The sequence below is a fragment of the Streptomyces sp. NPDC055966 genome (assembly GCF_042269865.1).
Classification (GTDB): Bacteria; Actinomycetota; Actinomycetes; order Streptomycetales; family Streptomycetaceae; genus Streptomyces.
Genome location: NZ_JBHJYK010000020.1, coordinates 67,098 through 84,073 on the forward strand (window position 1 = coordinate 67,098; position 16,976 = coordinate 84,073).

14 protein-coding genes are annotated in these 16,976 nt (G+C 72.5%); 9 read left to right on the plus strand and 5 right to left on the minus strand.

Annotation, left to right across the window (positions count from 1 at the left end; genetic code table 11):
• The first annotated feature begins 20 nt into the window (after positions 1–20).
• Complete coding sequence (locus tag ACFC8N_RS35170) at positions 21–2,222, plus strand: SAM-dependent methyltransferase (RefSeq protein WP_376292900.1); 2,202 nt, start codon at positions 21–23, stop codon at positions 2,220–2,222.
• A gap of 93 nt (positions 2,223–2,315) precedes the next feature.
• Here ACFC8N_RS35170 and ACFC8N_RS35175 read toward each other — a convergent pair whose 3' ends face one another.
• Together ACFC8N_RS35175 and ACFC8N_RS35180 are read right to left on the minus strand one after the other, a co-directional pair.
• Entirely contained in the window at positions 2,316–3,080 is a 765-nt protein-coding gene (locus ACFC8N_RS35175) for a hypothetical protein (protein ID WP_356033027.1), read from the minus strand.
• Positions 3,081–3,112: 32 nt separating this feature from the next.
• Positions 3,113–3,241, minus strand: coding sequence for a hypothetical protein (locus ACFC8N_RS35180; protein WP_356033025.1), 129 nt, complete (start codon positions 3,239–3,241; stop codon positions 3,113–3,115).
• Between the two features lie 712 nt (positions 3,242–3,953).
• Between ACFC8N_RS35180 and ACFC8N_RS35185 the strand changes: the two genes are divergently transcribed.
• From ACFC8N_RS35185 to ACFC8N_RS35195, 3 genes are all read left to right on the plus strand, one after another.
• Positions 3,954–4,916 (plus strand): SCO0930 family lipoprotein, encoded by a 963-nt coding sequence (locus tag ACFC8N_RS35185; protein ID WP_356033022.1) that lies wholly within the window; start codon positions 3,954–3,956, stop codon positions 4,914–4,916.
• Between the two features lie 277 nt (positions 4,917–5,193).
• The gene (locus ACFC8N_RS35190; RefSeq protein WP_356033019.1) at positions 5,194–6,006 is read left to right on the plus strand and encodes an SAM-dependent methyltransferase; all 813 of its coding nucleotides are present in this window, start codon (positions 5,194–5,196) and stop codon (positions 6,004–6,006) included.
• Entirely contained in the window at positions 6,003–8,156 is a 2,154-nt protein-coding gene (locus ACFC8N_RS35195; RefSeq protein ID WP_356033017.1) for an EAL domain-containing protein, read from the plus strand. The genes ACFC8N_RS35190 and ACFC8N_RS35195 overlap by 4 nt, the downstream gene beginning before the upstream one ends.
• Before the next feature lie 14 nt (positions 8,157–8,170).
• On the opposite strand, the gene ACFC8N_RS35200 is transcribed toward ACFC8N_RS35195, so the two are convergent.
• Complete coding sequence (locus tag ACFC8N_RS35200) at positions 8,171–9,055, minus strand: LysR substrate-binding domain-containing protein (protein ID WP_356033015.1); 885 nt, start codon at positions 9,053–9,055, stop codon at positions 8,171–8,173.
• A gap of 120 nt (positions 9,056–9,175) precedes the next feature.
• Here ACFC8N_RS35200 and ACFC8N_RS35205 point away from each other — a divergent pair, with 120 nt between their 5' ends.
• From ACFC8N_RS35205 to ACFC8N_RS35225, 5 genes are all read left to right on the plus strand, one after another.
• Positions 9,176–9,847: a succinate dehydrogenase gene (locus ACFC8N_RS35205; protein ID WP_356033040.1), complete on the plus strand. Its 672-nt coding sequence runs from the start codon at positions 9,176–9,178 to the stop codon at positions 9,845–9,847.
• A 1-nt stretch (position 9,848) separates the two neighbouring features.
• The gene (locus ACFC8N_RS35210; protein WP_376292903.1) at positions 9,849–11,798 is read left to right on the plus strand and encodes a fumarate reductase/succinate dehydrogenase flavoprotein subunit; all 1,950 of its coding nucleotides are present in this window, start codon (positions 9,849–9,851) and stop codon (positions 11,796–11,798) included.
• On the plus strand, positions 11,795–12,544 hold the full coding sequence (locus ACFC8N_RS35215; RefSeq protein ID WP_376292906.1) for a succinate dehydrogenase/fumarate reductase iron-sulfur subunit: 750 nt from the start codon (positions 11,795–11,797) through the stop codon (positions 12,542–12,544). Before ACFC8N_RS35210 ends, ACFC8N_RS35215 begins: the two co-directional genes overlap by 4 nt.
• A 238-nt stretch (positions 12,545–12,782) precedes the next feature.
• The gene (locus ACFC8N_RS35220; RefSeq protein ID WP_356033008.1) at positions 12,783–13,553 is read left to right on the plus strand and encodes a GNAT family N-acyltransferase; all 771 of its coding nucleotides are present in this window, start codon (positions 12,783–12,785) and stop codon (positions 13,551–13,553) included.
• Positions 13,553–14,413, plus strand: coding sequence for a lysophospholipid acyltransferase family protein (locus ACFC8N_RS35225; protein ID WP_356033005.1), 861 nt, complete (start codon positions 13,553–13,555; stop codon positions 14,411–14,413). Before ACFC8N_RS35220 ends, ACFC8N_RS35225 begins: the two co-directional genes overlap by 1 nt.
• Here the strand turns inward: ACFC8N_RS35225 and ACFC8N_RS35230 are convergent.
• The gene (locus tag ACFC8N_RS35230; RefSeq protein WP_376292908.1) at positions 14,403–16,733 is read right to left on the minus strand and encodes an ATP-binding cassette domain-containing protein; all 2,331 of its coding nucleotides are present in this window, start codon (positions 16,731–16,733) and stop codon (positions 14,403–14,405) included. The two genes, ACFC8N_RS35225 and ACFC8N_RS35230, sit on opposite strands and share 11 nt — an antisense overlap.
• Positions 16,734–16,766: 33 nt before the next feature.
• Complete coding sequence (locus ACFC8N_RS35235) at positions 16,767–16,955, minus strand: antitoxin (protein ID WP_356033000.1); 189 nt, start codon at positions 16,953–16,955, stop codon at positions 16,767–16,769.
• Between the last annotated feature and the right edge of the window lie 21 nt (positions 16,956–16,976).

The following is a 16,976-nucleotide window of genomic DNA, read 5'->3' on the forward strand; positions in this document are numbered from 1 at the left end:
CGACGATGGAGGCTCCCCTCGTGATCCGTATCGACCACGCCCGCGTCTTCGACGGCGAGGGGGTCCTGGACGACGTCTCTGTGTTTGTCGACGCCGGGCGCGTGGCCGCGGTGACGCCCACCGCGACGGCGGCCGCCGACCCGGCCGCGGCGAGGGCGGACGAGGTGATCGACGGCACCGGTCACACCCTGCTCCCGGGACTGATCGACGGTCACACCCATGTGATGGGAACCCTGCACAACCTGCGGCTGGCGCTGACGTTCGGTGTCACCACCGAGGTCGACCTGTTCAGCTTCCCGGCCGACCTGACCGGCTGGCTCTGCGACACGGCCGCGCACCGCGACGACCTCGCCGATCTGCGCAGCGCCGGAACCGTGATCTGCGCGCCCGGCGGCCACCCGGCGGCGACGATGCCGTTCCTGCCCACGCTCGACGGCCCGGCGGCCGCCGGGGACCAGGTGAGGCTGCGTCAGAAGGAGGGCGCCCACGTCATCAAGCTGATGCTCGACGACGGTTGCCACCACGGCGCCGACCTCCCGGCACTGGACCCGGTCACCGTGGCGGCGGTGGCCGACGCGGCGCGGTCGGCGGGCCTGCCGACCGTCGCGCACGTGGCCGACGTCGCGACGGTGCGGACCGCGCTGGAGGCCGGCGTGGACGCGGTCACCCACGTCCCGCCGACGGCACCGCTGCCGCAGGAGGTGGTGTACCGGGCCGCCGCCGAAGGCCGGTTCTTCATCCCCACCCTCGCGATGATGGAGATGTCCTGCGGCGCCCCCGGAGGCCGGGCCCTCGCCGCCGACACGCGCATCGCCGGCCGCCTGCCCGCGGACGCCCTCGCCGCGCTCACCGGCGGCACCGAGGGGCTCTGCGTGACCGTACCGTCGCCGGAGCTGGACTTCGGGAACGCACTGGAGTCCACCCGCCGGCTCCACGCGTCCGGCGTGCGGCTGGTGGCGGGGAGCGATGCCAACAACGCGCCGGGCCGGGCCTGTCCGGTGGTGCACGGCGTGGCACTCCACCGCGAACTCGAACTCCTGGTCGCGGCCGGACTCAGTCCCGTCGAGGCGCTGCGGGCCGCGACCGCGACGCCCGCCCGTCTCTTCGGGCTGTCCGACCGCGGACGCATCGCCCCGGGGCTGCGGGCGGATCTGGTGCTGGTCGAGGGCGACGCGACCAACGACATCACCGCCACCCGGGCCGTGCGGCGCGTCTGGCGCCGCGGCGTGCCCTTCGACCGCGAGGCGGCCCGTGCCGCGTGGCGGTCCGGCGCACAGGTCCCGACGGCCGGCCCGGGCTCCGCGGTGGGCTCGGGCTCCGCCCGCGTCGCCACCACCGTCGGCGGCGCCGAACTGACGGCCGTCGGCTCCACCGCACTGGCGGTGGCGGCGGCGCGCGCCGCCGAGAGCGGCCGTCCCGACCGGCTGTTCCAGGACCCGGTCGCGGTCCAGGTCGCCGTGGCCGCGGGCGGCGCACTCGCGGCGTGGTCCGGCCCGCGCGGCGAACTGCTGCGCCAGGCCATGGGGGACTACTTCGCCCTGCGCACGCGCTACTTCGACGACTGGCTCCGCGAGGCGGTCGCCGCCGGCTGTCGTCAGGTCGTCGTCCTCGCGGCCGGTCTGGACGCCAGGGCGTTCCGCCTGGACTGGCCGGCACCCGTGCGGGTCTTCGAGATCGACCGGGCCGACGTCCTCACCTTCAAGGACAAGATCATCACCGGCCGGGTCCCGCTCTTCGGCAGCGAGCGGATCCCGGTGACCTGCGATCTGCGCGACGACTGGCCCGGCGCCCTGCGGGAGCACGGCTTCGACCCCGGGCTGCCGACCGCCTGGCTGGTCGAGGGCATCATGGTCTACCTCACCGAGGAGGAGGGCGACGGCCTTCTCGCGCGGCTCGGCGCCCTCAGCGCGCCCGCCAGCCGCATAGCGGTCGAGTACGGCAGCCGGGCGATGTTCCACACCGGCAACACCCGCACGGCGCTCGACGCCACCACCGGGACCGACACCCTGCACACGCTCGCCGCGCTGTGGCGCAACGAGAGCACCGTGGACCCCCTCGCCCGGCTGGCCGCGCACGGCTGGACCGCCACCACGCGCGAATTGGCCGACCTCGCGGCGGAACACGGCCGGCCCACGCCTGCCGCGTTCGACCCGCGACAGCCCGGCACCGCCCGCATCACGCTGCTCAGCGGCCACCGGCACACCTCACCCGACCCGAGCTGACGAACGGCCCTGGACGGGGCGCCACCGGCCGGTGGCGCACCCCCGTGCGGTCGCAGAAATGCGCCTGCGGCACGGGTGTGCGCCGTCCGGTGACTATTTGGGCAGGCCCGGGAACAGGTTCGTGAACGGTTCCGCGGTCACCGCGATGCCCCGGCTGTAGGGGGCGTCGAAGTCCCAGATGAGGAACAGCATGAAGGCGATGGTCGCGGAGAACAGCCCGGCCAGTGCCAGTTCGCGCGCGGTGCGCCGGATCTGGAGCGCGAACACCATGCCGACGGTGACCAGCCCGCCGACGAGCAGCCCCCACCACACCACCGACGGCATGGTGGCCCCGGTGGAGTCGGAGCGGGCGTTGCGGGCCTGGTCGGCCGCGGTCATCTGGTCCAGCAGCGGCTGGTAGGCCTGCGCCTCGAAGTCGTTCCTCGGCTTGTAGTCGGTGACGTCCTGGCGCACCTTCTGGAGCAGCGCGGAACCGCGGTCGGTGACCCGCTCGTCGTCCGCCATCGTCTTCCACTCGTGGTCGACGACGTAGGAGACGTAGGCGTCGACGTCGTTGCGGATCCGGTCCCGCACGTCCGGCGGATAGACCCGGACCCGCTCCGAGATCTCGTGCAGCGCCTGGGCCTCGTTCTGCACGTAGTCACCGGCGGAACTGCGGGCCTCCCACACGCCCGCGATGGCGAGGCCCAGGACGATGGCGTACACGACGCCGATCCACATCGTCATGTACTCGATGACGTCCGGGGTCTCGCTGGGGTCCTCGTCCTCGGGAGCCCGCCTGTTGCGCACGAAGGTGACGAGCACCACCACGGCACAGGCGCCCAGCATCGCGAGGACGAGAACAAGCCAATCCGGCAACGGATACCTCCAAGGGTGAGCGGGCCGGCGCGTCAGCGCGGGCGCAGGGCCGCGACGGCGACGATCGCGGGGACGGTGATGAGCAGGACGTAGGTGACCGGCGAGGTGGTGCTCGGCGCCGGGTGGCGGACGGGGTGGGGGTGGTACACGGGATAGCGCACCGGGGCCACCAAGGGCCGGGGTGCCGACTTCGGCACCGGCGGCGGCGTGGGCTTCGGCACCGGCCGGGGAGCCGGGGGAGCCGGGGGAGCCGGGGGCGGCGGCGCGGGCCGGGCCGGGGGCCGCGGCCTCGGGGCGGGCTTCGGGGAGTGTCTCGGCGTCGGACGCGGACGCGGCGCCGGCTTCGGCGGTGGCGGCGGTGGTTTCGGGGTCGGGGTGGGCTTCGGCGGGCACGGGGGCGGGGGCTGTGTGGGGCAGGGCGGGTCGGGCCAGTGGGAGCCGTCACCGGCCCACGCCACCGCCACCGTGCCGTCCGGCCCCGTGGAGGCGTACGCGCAGGCGTCGGCCGACGCGCTGCCGGCCGGCCACCCCACCAGGGTCCAGCCCAGCGTCAACACGGCCAACACCCTTACGGCGGGCGCGCATCGGGTCACTTCGGGTCCATGCACGACGACGATCATGAGGGGCGAAATCCGGAAGTACGCCGTAGTGCCTTGGGATTGATCCGAAGGGAGGACATCTCATGATCAATGGTTTGACGCGCCGAAGCGCACGGTTGGCGTGAAACATGCGCCGGCGCGCGCCGGTGGCACACAGGTGCCGGAAAGAAATTCCCGGCACCGTTGAACACTCACGCCCCTCCGGTGCGTACCCATGGCCGTGCGGCGGCGCGTCAGGGCGCTGCAACATCCAGGCGAAAATGGGGAGTTGACGATGAAGACCTCCTGGCGGACCGTCTCACTGGCGGCGACAGCCGTCTCGGTGCTGGCGTTGACGACGGCGTGCGGTCAGGACAACAGCACCACCCCGGCCTCCGCGGCCCAGAACGTCGGAGCCACCGCGCCCGCGGGCAGCCCGACCACCGGCGCCGGTGTCGGCACGGGGGCCGCCAACGGGTACGGCGCCGACGGCAACCAGAGCTCCGCCTCCCCGACCCCGGCCGCCCCGGCGGGCAAGCTCACCGTGGCCGCCAACCCCGACCTCGGCAACGTGCTGACCGACGGCTCCGGCCTCACCCTCTACCGGTTCGACAAGGACACGGCCAACCCGCCCAAGTCGAACTGCGCCGGTGACTGCGCCACCACCTGGCCGCCGGTGCCCGCCGGCGATGCCAGCGCCGGGGCCGGCGTCGACAAGTCGCTGCTCGGCTCGGTCACCCGCGCCGACGGCACCAAGCAGCTCACCATCGGCGGCTGGCCGGCGTACCGCTACGTGAAGGACGTCAACGGCGGTGACGTCAACGGTCAGGGCGTGGGCGGCAAGTGGTTCGCGCTGGCCCCCAACGGCAAGAAGGCCTCGCTGGCCGCCCTGCCGGGCCTGTCCGTGCGCAAGGATCCCAAGCTCGGCGACATCATCGTCGACAAGAACGGCAGGACCGTCTACCGCTTCCTGAAGGACAAGGCCTGGCCCAAGGTCATCTCGAACTGCACCGGTGCCTGCCTGGTGAAGTGGCCGGCCGTCGCTCCGGTCAAGGCCGACGACACGCAGGGCGTCAAGAAGAAGGGCCTGATGGGCTTCACCCGTCCCGACGGCACGCCGCAGATGACCGTCAACTGCTGGCCGATCTACACCTTCTCCGGGGACAAGGCCCCCGGTGACACCAACGGTCAGGGCGTGGGCGGCACGTGGTACGCCGTCTCGCCCGACGGCAAGCCGGTCGGCGCCCCGGGCAAGTAGATCACCTCCCCAGGGTCGATCATCCCGCCCGGCCCGGAGCGCCACCGTGGTCCGCCCCCTCCGCAACCGCACGGAGGGGGCGGACCGTTGTGCTGTGCGCGGGCGTCCCGGACTCGAACAGCCATGACCCAGCGGGGTCGTACGGGCACATGCCGCAGGCAGTGACCGGGAACGGATGGTCAATTTCCGGTTCGGGTCGCTCCTTCGGCGGGCGATCAGTAGCCTCAGCTCGAACACCGGATCGCCTACCCCTGTCGTCCACGCCTTGGAGAGATACATGGAGCGTCCCGCCTGGGCCCCACGGAGCATCGACATCTCGGTGCCGAGCGTCTCGCGGATCTACGACTTCTACCTGGGCGGTTCGCACAACTTCGAGGTCGACCGGGACGCGGCGCGCAAGGCCATGGAGTTCATGCCGGGCCTGCCGAAGGTCATGCAGGCCAACCGGGCGTTCATGCGGCGGGCGGTGCGCTTCGCGGTCCAGGAGGGCCTCACCCAGTTCCTCGACATCGGCTCCGGCATCCCGACGTTCGGCAACGTCCACGAAGTGGCCCGGGCGGCCGCGCCGGGCGCGCGCGTGGTCTACGTCGACCACGACCCGGTCGCGGTCGCGCACAGCCAGGCGGTGCTCGCGGACGACGCGGACGCGGACGTCGTCGCGGCGGATCTGCGCAAGCCCCGGGAGATCCTCGCGAGCCCCCAGGTGGAGCGGCTGATCGACCTGAACCGGCCGGTTGCCCTTCTCCTCGTTGCCATACTGCACTTCGTGGAAGACGCGGACGACCCCTACGGTGCGGTGGCCGAACTGCGCGAGGCGCTGGCCCCGGGCAGCATGCTGATCCTCACCCATGCCTCGTACGAGGGAATCCCGGTGCCTGCCGAGCGGGCCGAGGGCGCGGTGGACGTATACAAGGACATTCGCAACCCGCTGATCATGCGCTCGCGCGACGAGATCGCGCGGTTCTTCGAGGGGTACGACATGGTGGAACCCGGACTGGTGCAGATGCCGCACTGGCGCCCGGAAACGGCGCCGGAGGACGAGGATCCGTTCGCCTTCTCCGGATTCGCCGGCGTGGGGCGTACGGCGTGAGCGCGGAGCCGGACGGGCCGGAGGGCAGACTGCGCCGGTTCGCGACGATCTGGAGCCGGGCGGTCTACCCGGTGACCTCCACCTCGCTGACCCGCGCCGAGTTCGAGGAACAACTGCTTCCGCTCGCACGCCGGTTGAGCGGTCTGCTGCGGGCGCACAGCTTCGACGCCGACGGCGCGAAGGCCGTCGGCGCCGCCCTGGTGGGCGCGCACTGCACCGACCCCGAGGCGCTCACCCGCACCCTGGACTGCGTCGACGCCTATCTGGTGCTGTACTGCGGCGAGGAGGGCCCCGAGGCCCCGCAGGACGCGCCCCGGCTGCGCTCCTCGCGGTTGCAGCACGCGATGGCCGCCGGGTACGCGCAGGCGCTGCGCGAGCGCACCCTCGCCGAGCAGGAGTCCATCGCCCAGGCCGCGTTGCGCGCCCAGGGCGTGGTCGCCCAGGCGCTGCACGCGAGCGAGGCCCGCTTCCGCGCGGTCTTCGAGGGCGCCGCGATAGGGATCGGTATCGCCGATCTCGACGGCCATGTCCTCCAGGTCAACGAGGCGCTGCTGCGCATGTTCGGGCTGTCCTCGCAGACCCTGCGCGGCCGCCGGGTGCAGGACTGGGTGCACCCCGAGGACGCCCCGCAGACCTGGAAGCTGTACGAGGAACTGGTGCGCGGCGAGCGCGAGCACTACCACATGGAGAAGGCGTTCAACCGCCCCGACGGCACGGTCCTGTGGACCAACCTGACGGTCTCCCTGCTGCGCGACGCCGACGGCGACCCGCAGTACCAGCTCGCCCTCATGGAGGACACCACCGAGCGCCGTCTGCTCAACCTCCGGCTGCGCTACGAGGCGACGCACGACGCGCTGACCGGCCTGCCCAACCGCACCCTGTTCTTCGAGCGGCTGGAGAAGGCGCTGGCGGCCGGCGAGGGCCAGCGCTTCGGCCTGTGCTACCTCGACCTGGACGGCTTCAAGACCATCAACGACAGCCTCGGGCACGCGGCCGGCGACCGGCTGCTGGTGGAGGTCGCCGACCGGCTCCAGTCCTGTGCGACCGCGCCCGGCGAGATGGTCGCCCGGCTCGGCGGCGACGAGTTCGTGGCCCTGACCACCGGCCCCGGCACCGAGCGCACGGTGGACGACCTCGCCGAGCGCATCATGACCGCCCTGATCACCCCGATCAGCATCGACGGCCGGGACCTGATGGTGCGCGGCAGCCTGGGCATCGTCGAGGGCCCGGCCGGCGAACGCACGGCGGCGGAGGTGCTGCGCAGCGCCGACATCACCATGTACCGGGCGAAGTCGGCGGGCGGCAACCGCTCCGAACTGGCCGACCCCGAGGCCGACGCCCGCGCCATCACCCGCCACGGCCTCACCACGGCCCTGCCCACGGCCCTGGAGCGCGGCGAGTTCTTCATCGAGTACCAGCCGCTGGTCCACCTCGGCGACGGCAGCGTGCGCGGCGCCGAGGCCCTGGTGCGCTGGCTGCACCCGCAGCACGGCGTGCTCGGCCCGGACCGCTTCATCCCGCTCGCCGAGCACACCGGCCTGATCGTGCCGCTCGGCCGCTGGGTGCTGGAGGAGTCCATCCGCCAGGCCCGCGCCTGGCGGGAACGCTACGGCGAGGAGACCGCCGCCGGCCCACTGCGCATCAACGTCAACCTCTCGCCCTGCCAGCTCAGTCATCCGGGGCTGGTCCAGGACACGGTCGAGATCCTCGAACGGGCGGGCGTCGCACCGGACGCGCTGTGCCTGGAGGTCACCGAGTCGGCCCTGATCGGCGCCGACGACGATCTCCTCAAACCCCTGCGCCGGCTGGCCGAGATGGGCGTCGACATCGCCCTGGACGACTTCGGCACCGGTTACTCCAACCTCGCCAACCTGCGCCGCCTGCCGGTGAACGTCCTCAAACTGGACCGCTCCTTCACCCAGGGCATGCAGCAGTTCCCCGCCGACCCGGTCGACCTCAAGATCGTGGAGGGCATCGTCACCCTCGCCCACAGTCTCGACCTCGCGGTCACCGTGGAGGGCGTCGAAACCGGCGCCCAGGCCGAGCAGTTGCGCGTCCTGGGCTGCGACACGGCCCAGGGCTGGTACTACGCCCGCCCGGGCCCGCCGGAGCGGCTGCACGACCTGGCGCTGGTGGACGCGACGGGCTGAGCCGCGGGCGGGAGCTACCGCTCCAGCAGCATCCGCTGCAACTCCCGTGCCGCACGCGGCGGTGCCACGTCACTGCGGTGCGCGAGCGCGATCGTACGATGCAGTCCGGGGCGCGCCAGCGGGGTCACCCGTAGGCTGCGCCCCGACCTCGACGCCACCATGCGCGGCACCACCGCCGCGCCCAGCCCTGCCCGCACGAATCCCAACACCGCATCCATCTCGCCCCCTTCGACGGCGAACTCGGGCTCGAACCCCTCCGCGCGACATGCCGCGACCGTCAGTTCCCGCAGGTCGTACCCGTGCCGGAACATCACCAGGCGTTCACCCTCCAGGTCGGCGATGCGCACCGTCCGCCCGCCCCGGCCGGGTGCCGGTGCCTCGGGTGAGGACACCACGACCAGCTCCTCCCGCAGCAGCTCCACCGTCGTCAGCGCGGGCGCCGGCGCCGGCAGCGGCAGCACGACCAGCGCGAGATCGAGGGCGCCGCGCGCCAGCTCCCGTACCAGGTCGTGCGAGCCGCTCTCCTCGACGAGGAGCCGGATGCCGGGATAGCGGTCGTGGAAGGCGCGCAGCACGTCCGGCAGCAGGCCCGTGCACAGGCTCGGGGTGGCGCCGAGGCGCACCCGGCCCCGGCGCAGCTGCACCAGCTCCTGCACCTCGTGGCGGGCCGTGTCCGCGTCGGCCAGGATCCGCCGGGCGAGCGGCAGCAGCGCCTCGCCCGCGTCGGTGAGCGTGATGTTGCCCCGGGCGCGCAGGAACAGGTCCGCGCCCAGCTCCCGCTCCAGCGCCCTGATCTGCTGCGACAGCGACGGCTGGGCGACGTGCACCAGTTCGGCGGCCCGGGTGAAGTGCCGGGTCTCGGCGACGGCGACGAAGTACTGGAGCTGCTGGAGCTGCATCCCCACACCATAGCCTCAGCCTATGGAAACAAGCTGCATCATGTCTTGGACCGATCGGGTCCTCCGGCCCTAGCGTGCTGTGCCATGGCACTGGCAACGCGGACGGACCGACGGCCGTCCATGGCGCGCACGATGTGGGACTCCTCCGTCGGCAAGAAGACCGTGATGGCCGTCAGCGGCCTGATCATGCTGGCGTACCTGGTCGTCCACATGATCGGGAACCTGAAGATCTACTTCGGCGCGGGCGAGTTCAACCACTACGCCCACTGGCTGCGCACCATCGGCGAGCCGTTCATGCACTACGAGTGGACGCTCTGGCTCATCCGGGTCGTGCTGGTCGTCGCCGTGGTCGCCCACGCCACGTCCGCGTACCAGCTCAGCCGCCGGGACATCAAGGCCCGGCCCAGCAAGTACGTGCACTCCAGGCCCCGGGCGAGCTACGCCACCCGCACGATGCGCTGGGGCGGGATCATCCTCGGCCTGTTCATCGTCTGGCACGTCCTGGACCTGACCACCGGCACCGTGCACCCGGGCCGCTTCGAGCACGGCCACCCGTACCAGAACGTCGTCGGCGACTTCTCGCACTGGTACAGCAACGTCGTCTACATCGTCGCGATGCTCGCGCTCGGCCTGCACGTCCGGCACGGCTTCTGGAGCGCCGCGCAGACCCTCGGCGTCGGCAGCCGCACCCGCGACCGCGCCCTGAAGACCCTCGCGAACGTCCTCGCGCTGCTGCTCACGGCCGGTTTCATCGCCGTACCCGTGGGCGTCATGACCGGAGTGGTGAGCTGACATGACCGACTACGCGCACTACACGACCGGGGAACCGGCCGTCGACACCAAGGCCCCCTCCGGCCCGATCCACGAGCGCTGGGACAAGCGCCGCTTCGAGGCCAGGCTGGTCAACCCCGCCAACCGGCGCAAGCACACGGTCATCGTCGTCGGCACCGGACTGGCCGGCGGCTCCGCGGGCGCCACCCTGGCCGAACAGGGCTACCACGTCGTCCAGTTCTGCTACCAGGACTCCCCGCGCCGCGCCCACTCCATCGCCGCACAGGGCGGCATCAACGCGGCGAAGAACTACCGCAACGACGGCGACTCGATCCACCGGCTCTTCTACGACACCGTCAAGGGCGGCGACTTCCGCGCCCGCGAGTCCAACGTCCACCGCCTCGCGCAGATCTCCGTCGAGATCATCGACCAGTGCGTGGCCCAGGGCGTGCCCTTCGCCCGCGAGTACGGCGGCCTGCTCGACACCCGCTCCTTCGGCGGCGTCCAGGTCTCGCGCACGTTCTACGCCCGCGGCCAGACGGGACAGCAGCTCCTGCTCGGCGCCTACCAGGCCCTCAGCAGGCAGATCGCCGCCGGGAACGTGGAGATGCACCCGCGCACCGAGATGCTCGACCTGATCGTCGTGGACGGACGGGCGCGCGGCATCGTGGCCCGGGACCTGATCACCGGCCGCATCGACACGTACTTCGCGGACGCCGTCGTCCTCGCCAGCGGCGGTTACGGCAACGTCTTCTACCTGTCGACCAACGCCATGAACTCCAACGCGACCGCCGTCTGGCGGGCGCACCGGCGCGGCGCCTACTTCGCCAACCCCTGCTTCACGCAGATCCATCCGACCTGCATCCCGCGCACCGGCGACCACCAGTCCAAGCTGACCCTGATGAGCGAGTCGCTGCGCAACGACGGCCGGATCTGGGTGCCGAAGGCCCAGGGCGACACCCGGGCGCCGAACCGGATCCCCGAGGACGAGCGCGACTACTACCTGGAGCGCATCTACCCCTCCTTCGGCAACCTCGTCCCCCGCGACATCGCCTCCCGCGCCGCGAAGAACGTCTGCGACGAGGGCAGGGGGGTCGGGCCCGGCGGGCAGGGCGTCTACCTGGACTTCGCCGACGCCATCGGGCGCATGGGCCGCAAGGCCGTCGAGGCCAGGTACGGCAACCTCTTCGACATGTACCAGCGGATCACCGACGAGGACCCGTACGAGGTGCCGATGCGGATCTACCCCGCCGTGCACTACACGATGGGCGGACTGTGGGTCGACTACGACCTGCAGACCACCGTCCCCGGCCTGTTCGCGATCGGCGAGGCCAACTTCTCCGACCACGGCGCCAACCGGCTCGGCGCCTCCGCGCTGATGCAGGGCCTCGCCGACGGCTACTTCGTGCTGCCCGCCACCATCAACGACTACCTGGCCCGCCACCCGCACCAGGAACAGGTCACCGCCGAACACCCCGCCGTCCAAGAGGTGTTGGCCGAGACCGAGGACCGGCTCCACCTGCTGCTGTCCGTCGACGGCGACCGCACCCCGGACTCCTTCCACCGCGAACTGGGCGAACTCATGTGGGAGTTCTGCGGCATGGCCCGCACCGACGCCGGGCTGCGCAAGGCGCTGGAGCGCATCCCGCAGATCCGCGAGGAGTTCTGGCGGCGCATCAAGGTGCCCGGCACCGGCGAGGAGTTCAACCAGTCGCTGGAGAAGGCGAACCGGATCGTCGACTACCTGGAACTGGCCGAGCTGATGTGCCTCGACGCGCTGCACCGCGCCGAGTCCTGCGGCGGCCACTTCCGCGAGGAGTCCCAGACCCCCGACGGCGAAGCGGCCCGCCGGGACGAGGAGTTCGGCTACGCGGCCGCCTGGGAGTTCACCGGCACCGGCACCGCTCCCACCCTGCACAAGGAAGACCTGGTCTTCGAGTACGTCCACCCCACCCAGCGGAGCTACGCATGAAGCTCACCCTGCGCGTCTGGCGGCAGCGGAACGCCGACGCCGACGGAGCGATGTCCACGTACGAGGTCGACGGGATCTCGTCCGACATGTCCTTCCTGGAGATGCTGGACGTCCTCAACGAACAGCTCATCCTGTCCGGCGAGGACCCCGTCGCCTTCGACCACGACTGCCGCGAGGGCATCTGCGGCGCCTGTTCCCTCGTGATCAACGGCGACGCGCACGGCCCCGAGCGCACCACCACCTGCCAGCTGCACATGCGGTCCTTCGAGGACGGCGACACGATCGACATCGAGCCGTGGCGGGCCGCCGCGTTCCCGGTGATCAAGGACCTGGTCGTCGACCGGTCCGCGTTCGACCGGATCATCCAGGCCGGCGGCTACGTCACCGCGCCCACCGGCTCCGCGCCGGAGGCCCACGCCACGCCGGTGCCGAAGGCCGACGCCGACTTCGCCTTCGAACACGCCGAGTGCATCGGCTGCGGAGCGTGCGTGGCCGCGTGCCCCAACGGCGCGGCGATGCTGTTCACCTCCGCCAAGGTCAACCACCTGAACGTGCTGCCGCAGGGCGCGCCCGAGCGGGAGACGCGGGTGCTGGACATGGTGGCGCAGATGGACACCGAGGGCTTCGGCGGCTGCACCCTCACCGGTGAGTGCGCCACCGCCTGCCCGAAGGGCATTCCGCTGGTGTCGATCACGACCATGAACAGGGAGTGGCTGCGGGCCACCCGGAAGGTGGCCAAGCGGTAGCCCACCGCAGAGACGTTCGCCGACAGGGGGCGGACGGGCGGGGCCGGGAGTGGTGCTCATCCCCGGCCCCGTCTGGTTTTCCTTGATCGCGGGCGACCGGCGTTCAACATTCCCACATCCGTTCTCCTGGCCCCGGTCACGCGCACGCCAACCGGCATCGGAAGAACAGGAGCGACGGGCCGTACGCACGCAGCCCGCCGTCCCCGTCGCCGAACCGGCCCGTGACCAGGAGTGAGCCATGACCGGCGTGTCCACCCTCGACCGTCCCCCGCAGCCCGCGGCCCCCACCCGCTACACCGTCACCCTCGCCCGCGACGAGGACGACGTCCGGGCCGCGCAGCGGCTGCGGCACGACGTCTTCGCCGGGGAGATGGGGGCCCTGCTGGCCACCCCGCAGCCGGGCCTCGACATCGACGCCTTCGACGCCTACTGCGACCACCTGCTGGTCCGCGACACCGTGACCGGCCAGGTCGTCGGCACCTACCGGTTGCTGCCCCCGGAGCGGGCCGCGGTCGCCGGGCGGCTCTACTCCGAGGGCGAGTTCGAGCTGGGCGGGCTCGACGCGATCCGGCCCTCGCTGGTCGAGGTCGGCCGCTCCTGCGTGCACCCCGACCACCGCGACGGCGCCGTCATCAGCCTGATCTGGGCCGGCATCGCCCGCTACATGGTCGACCGCGGGCACGAGTGGCTCGCCGGCTGCTGCTCGGTGCCGCTCGCCGACGGCGGCGCCCTCGCCACCGGCACCTGGGAGCGGGTGCGGGCCAAGCACCTGGCCCCCGAGGAGTTCCGGGTACGGCCGCTGCTGCCCTGGGTCCCGAACACGGAAGCCCCCGCCGGGCACCACGAGCTGCCCGCCCTGCTGCGCGGCTACCTCCGCCTCGGCGCCTGGGTGTGCGGCGAGCCCGCGCACGATCCGGACTTCGGGGTCGCCGACCTGTACGTGCTGTTGTCGATGCGCCGGGTCAACGCGCGCTATCTGCGGCACTTCCTCTCCCTCGTGCCGGCCTGATGAGCGTCTGGCTGCCGACCGCGCCCTGCTCCCCGGGCGCGTGTGTGGAGCCGGCCCGCGCCGCGGTCGCCGTACCCCGGGCCGTGCTGCGGCTGGCCGCGGTCGTGGCCCTGCTGCTGGCCGGGATCGCCCTGTCCCCGCTCGGCGGGAGGATCCCCGCCGAGTGGGTCAGGCGGTGGTGCCGCGCGCTGGTGCGGGCCATGGGAGTCCGGGTCCGCCTCACCGGCACCCCCGCCCCGGCCGGCGGACTGCTGCTCGTCGCCAACCACGTCTCGTGGCTGGACATCCCGCTGCTGACCGTCGTACGCCCCGCCCGCATGCTCGCCAAGACCGAGATACGGCAGTGGCCGGTGGCGGGCGCGCTGGCGGCGCGCGGCGGGGTGCTGTTCATCGAGCGGGACCGGCTGCGGGCCCTGCCCGCGACGGTCGAGCGGATCGCCGGGGCGCTGCGCGCGGGCGCGGCCGTGACCGCCTTCCCCGAGGGCAGCACCTGGTGCGGGCGGGCCCACGGGCACTTCCGCCGGGCGGTGTTCCAGGCCGCGCTCGACGCGGGCGTGCCGGTGCAGCCGGTCGGCCTGCGCTACCGGCAGGAGGGCGGCGCCCCGGGCACGGCGGCGGCGTTCGTCGGCGAGGACACCCTGCTCGCCTCCCTGTGGCGGGTGGCCCGCGCCCGCGATCTGGTCGCCGAGGTGGAGATACGGCCGCTGATCGCACCGGGCACCTGTGCGGACCGGCGGACACTGGCCGCCGCGGCTCAGCCGATGGCGTCCGAGCCCGTCTGGGCCCACGCGGCGTTGGCAGCGCCCCGAAGGGAGGCGGGAACTGCCGCCGTCGTCCCGCAGCCACCCGTCACGGCATGACCCGCGCCAGATAGGGCGCCGTCGCACTCCCCGCCGCCCCCGCCACGCGCTCCGGCGGGCCCGACGCCACGATCCGCCCGCCCCGGTCACCCCCGCCGGGGCCCAGGTCGATGACCCAGTCCGCGCCCGCGACCACCGTCATGTCGTGCTCCACCACCACGACCGTGTGACCGGCGTCGACCAGGCCGTGCAGCCGCTCCATCAGCAGCTCCACGTCGGCCGGATGGAGCCCGGTGGTGGGCTCGTCCAGCAGGTACAGGGTGTGGCCGCGCCGGCCGCGCTGCAGTTCGCTCGCCAGCTTGATCCGCTGGGCCTCGCCGCCGGACAGCTCGGTCGCCGGCTGCCCGAGCCGCAGATAGCCGAGGCCCACGTCGAGCAGGGTGCGCAGGCTCCGGGCGGCGGCCGGGACGTCGGCGAAGAACTCCGCCGCCGCCTCCACCGTCAGGTCGAGCACCTCGGCGATGTCCCGCCCCCGGTACGTCACCTGGAGCGTGCCGGGGTTGTAGCGGGCCCCGCCGCACTCCGGGCAGGGGGCGTACGTGCTCGGCAGGAACAGCAGCTCGACGCTGACGAACCCCTCGCCCTGGCACGTCTCGCAGCGCCCTGTGGCGACGTTGAAGGAGAACCGCCCGACGCCGTACCCGCGTGCCCGCGCCTCCTCGGTGCCGGCGAACACCTTGCGGACGACGTCGAACAGGCCGGTGTACGTGGCCAGATTGGAGCGCGGGGTCCGGCCGATCGGCTTCTGGTCTACCCGGACCAGCCGGTCCACGCCCGCCAGTTCCTCCGTCAGCTCGCCGATGAGCGTGGACTTCCCGGAACCGGAGACCCCGGTGACGGCGGTGAACGCGCCGAGCGGGAACGCGGCCGTCACCTCCCGCAGGTTGTGCCGGGTCACCGGGCCGACCGTCAACCAGCCGCGCGGCGAACGGACTTCACGGGCCGCACCCGGGGACTCGTCGAAGAGGAACGCCGCCGTCGCGGACTCCGCCACCGACGCCAGCTCGGCCGGCGGCCCGCTGTACAGCACGCGTCCGCCGTGCTCGCCCGCGCCGGGGCCGACGTCCACCAGCCAGTCGGCGCCGCGCACCACCTCCAGATGGTGCTCCACCACGAACACCGAGTTCCCGGCCGCCTTCAGCCGCTCCAGCACGGCTCGCAGAGCCTCGGTGTCCGCCGGGTGCAGTCCCGCCGACGGCTCGTCCAGGACGTACACCACGCCGAACAGGCCGGAGCGCAACTGGGTGGCCAGCCGCAGCCGTTGCAGCTCGCCCGCCGAGAGGGTCGGGGTGGCGCGGTCGAGGCTGAGGTAGCCGAGGCCGAGTTCGACGACCGGCCCGATCCGGGACTTCAGGTCGTCGGTGAGCACCCGTGCGGTCTCGGTGTCACCGTCGAGGTACGCGGCCAGGTCGGTCAGTGGCAGCGCGGCCAGCTCGGCGATGGTCCGCCCGCCGAAGGTCACCGCGAGCGCCTCCGGACGCAGCCGGCTGCCCCCGCACACCTCGCACGGCCTGGTGGCCAGGAAGCGCTCGGCCTTCGCGCGCAGGGTCGGGGACTTGGTGTCCGAGAAGGTCTTCAGCACATACCGGCGGGCGCTCATGTACGTGCCCTGGTACGGCCGTTGGATGCGGTCGGCCTCGCGCACCGGGTGGACGGTGACCACCGGCTGCTCGTCCGTGAACAGGATCCACTCGCGCTGCCCGGCGGGCAGTTCGCGCCAGGGCCGGTCGACGTCGTAGCCGAGTGTGTCGAGGATGTCCCGCAGGTTCTTGCCCTGCCAGGCCCCCGGCCAGGCGGCGATCGCGCCCTCGCGGATCGACAGCGCGGGGTCCGGGACGAGCAACTCCTCGGTCGTCTCCGGCACATGGCCGAGCCCGTGGCACTGCGGACAGGCACCGGCCGCCGTGTTCGGCGAGAACGCGTCGGAATCGAGCCGCTCGGCGCCCGGCGGGTACGTCCCGGCGCGCGAGAAGAGCATGCGCAGGGAGTTGGAGAGGTTGGTGACCGTGCCCACCGAGGACCGCGAGGTCGGCGCCGAGCGGCGCTGCTGGAGCGACACCGCGGGCGGCAGCCCGGTGATCTCGCCGACCTTGGGCGCCCCGACCTGGTGGATCAGCCGGCGCGCGTACGGCGCGACCGACTCGAAGTAGCGCCGCTGGGCCTCGGCGTAGATCGTGCCGAACGCCAGCGACGACTTTCCCGAGCCGGACACGCCGGTGAACACGGCCAGTACGTCGCGCGGGACGTCCACGTCGACGCCCTTGAGGTTGTGCTCGCGGGCCCCGCGGACGCGGACGTAGGGGTCATGTGGGTGGTGCATCGACGGGCAACTCCAGTCCGTGCCCGCGCACCGCTACTGCGGAGGGTTGTCGGTGTCCTGCTGCCTCAGCTGTTCCTTCAGTCTGTCCTGCGCGGTGTCGACCTGGGACTGGTACTTGCCCTGGGTCTTCTCGTCCACGTAGTCCCCGGCCTTGTCGACGCCCTTGCCGGCCTGATCCTCGTGGCCCTTGAGCATCTGCTTGAGCTTGTCCATCATGGACATGGCAGCCCTCCTCGTCGCTTG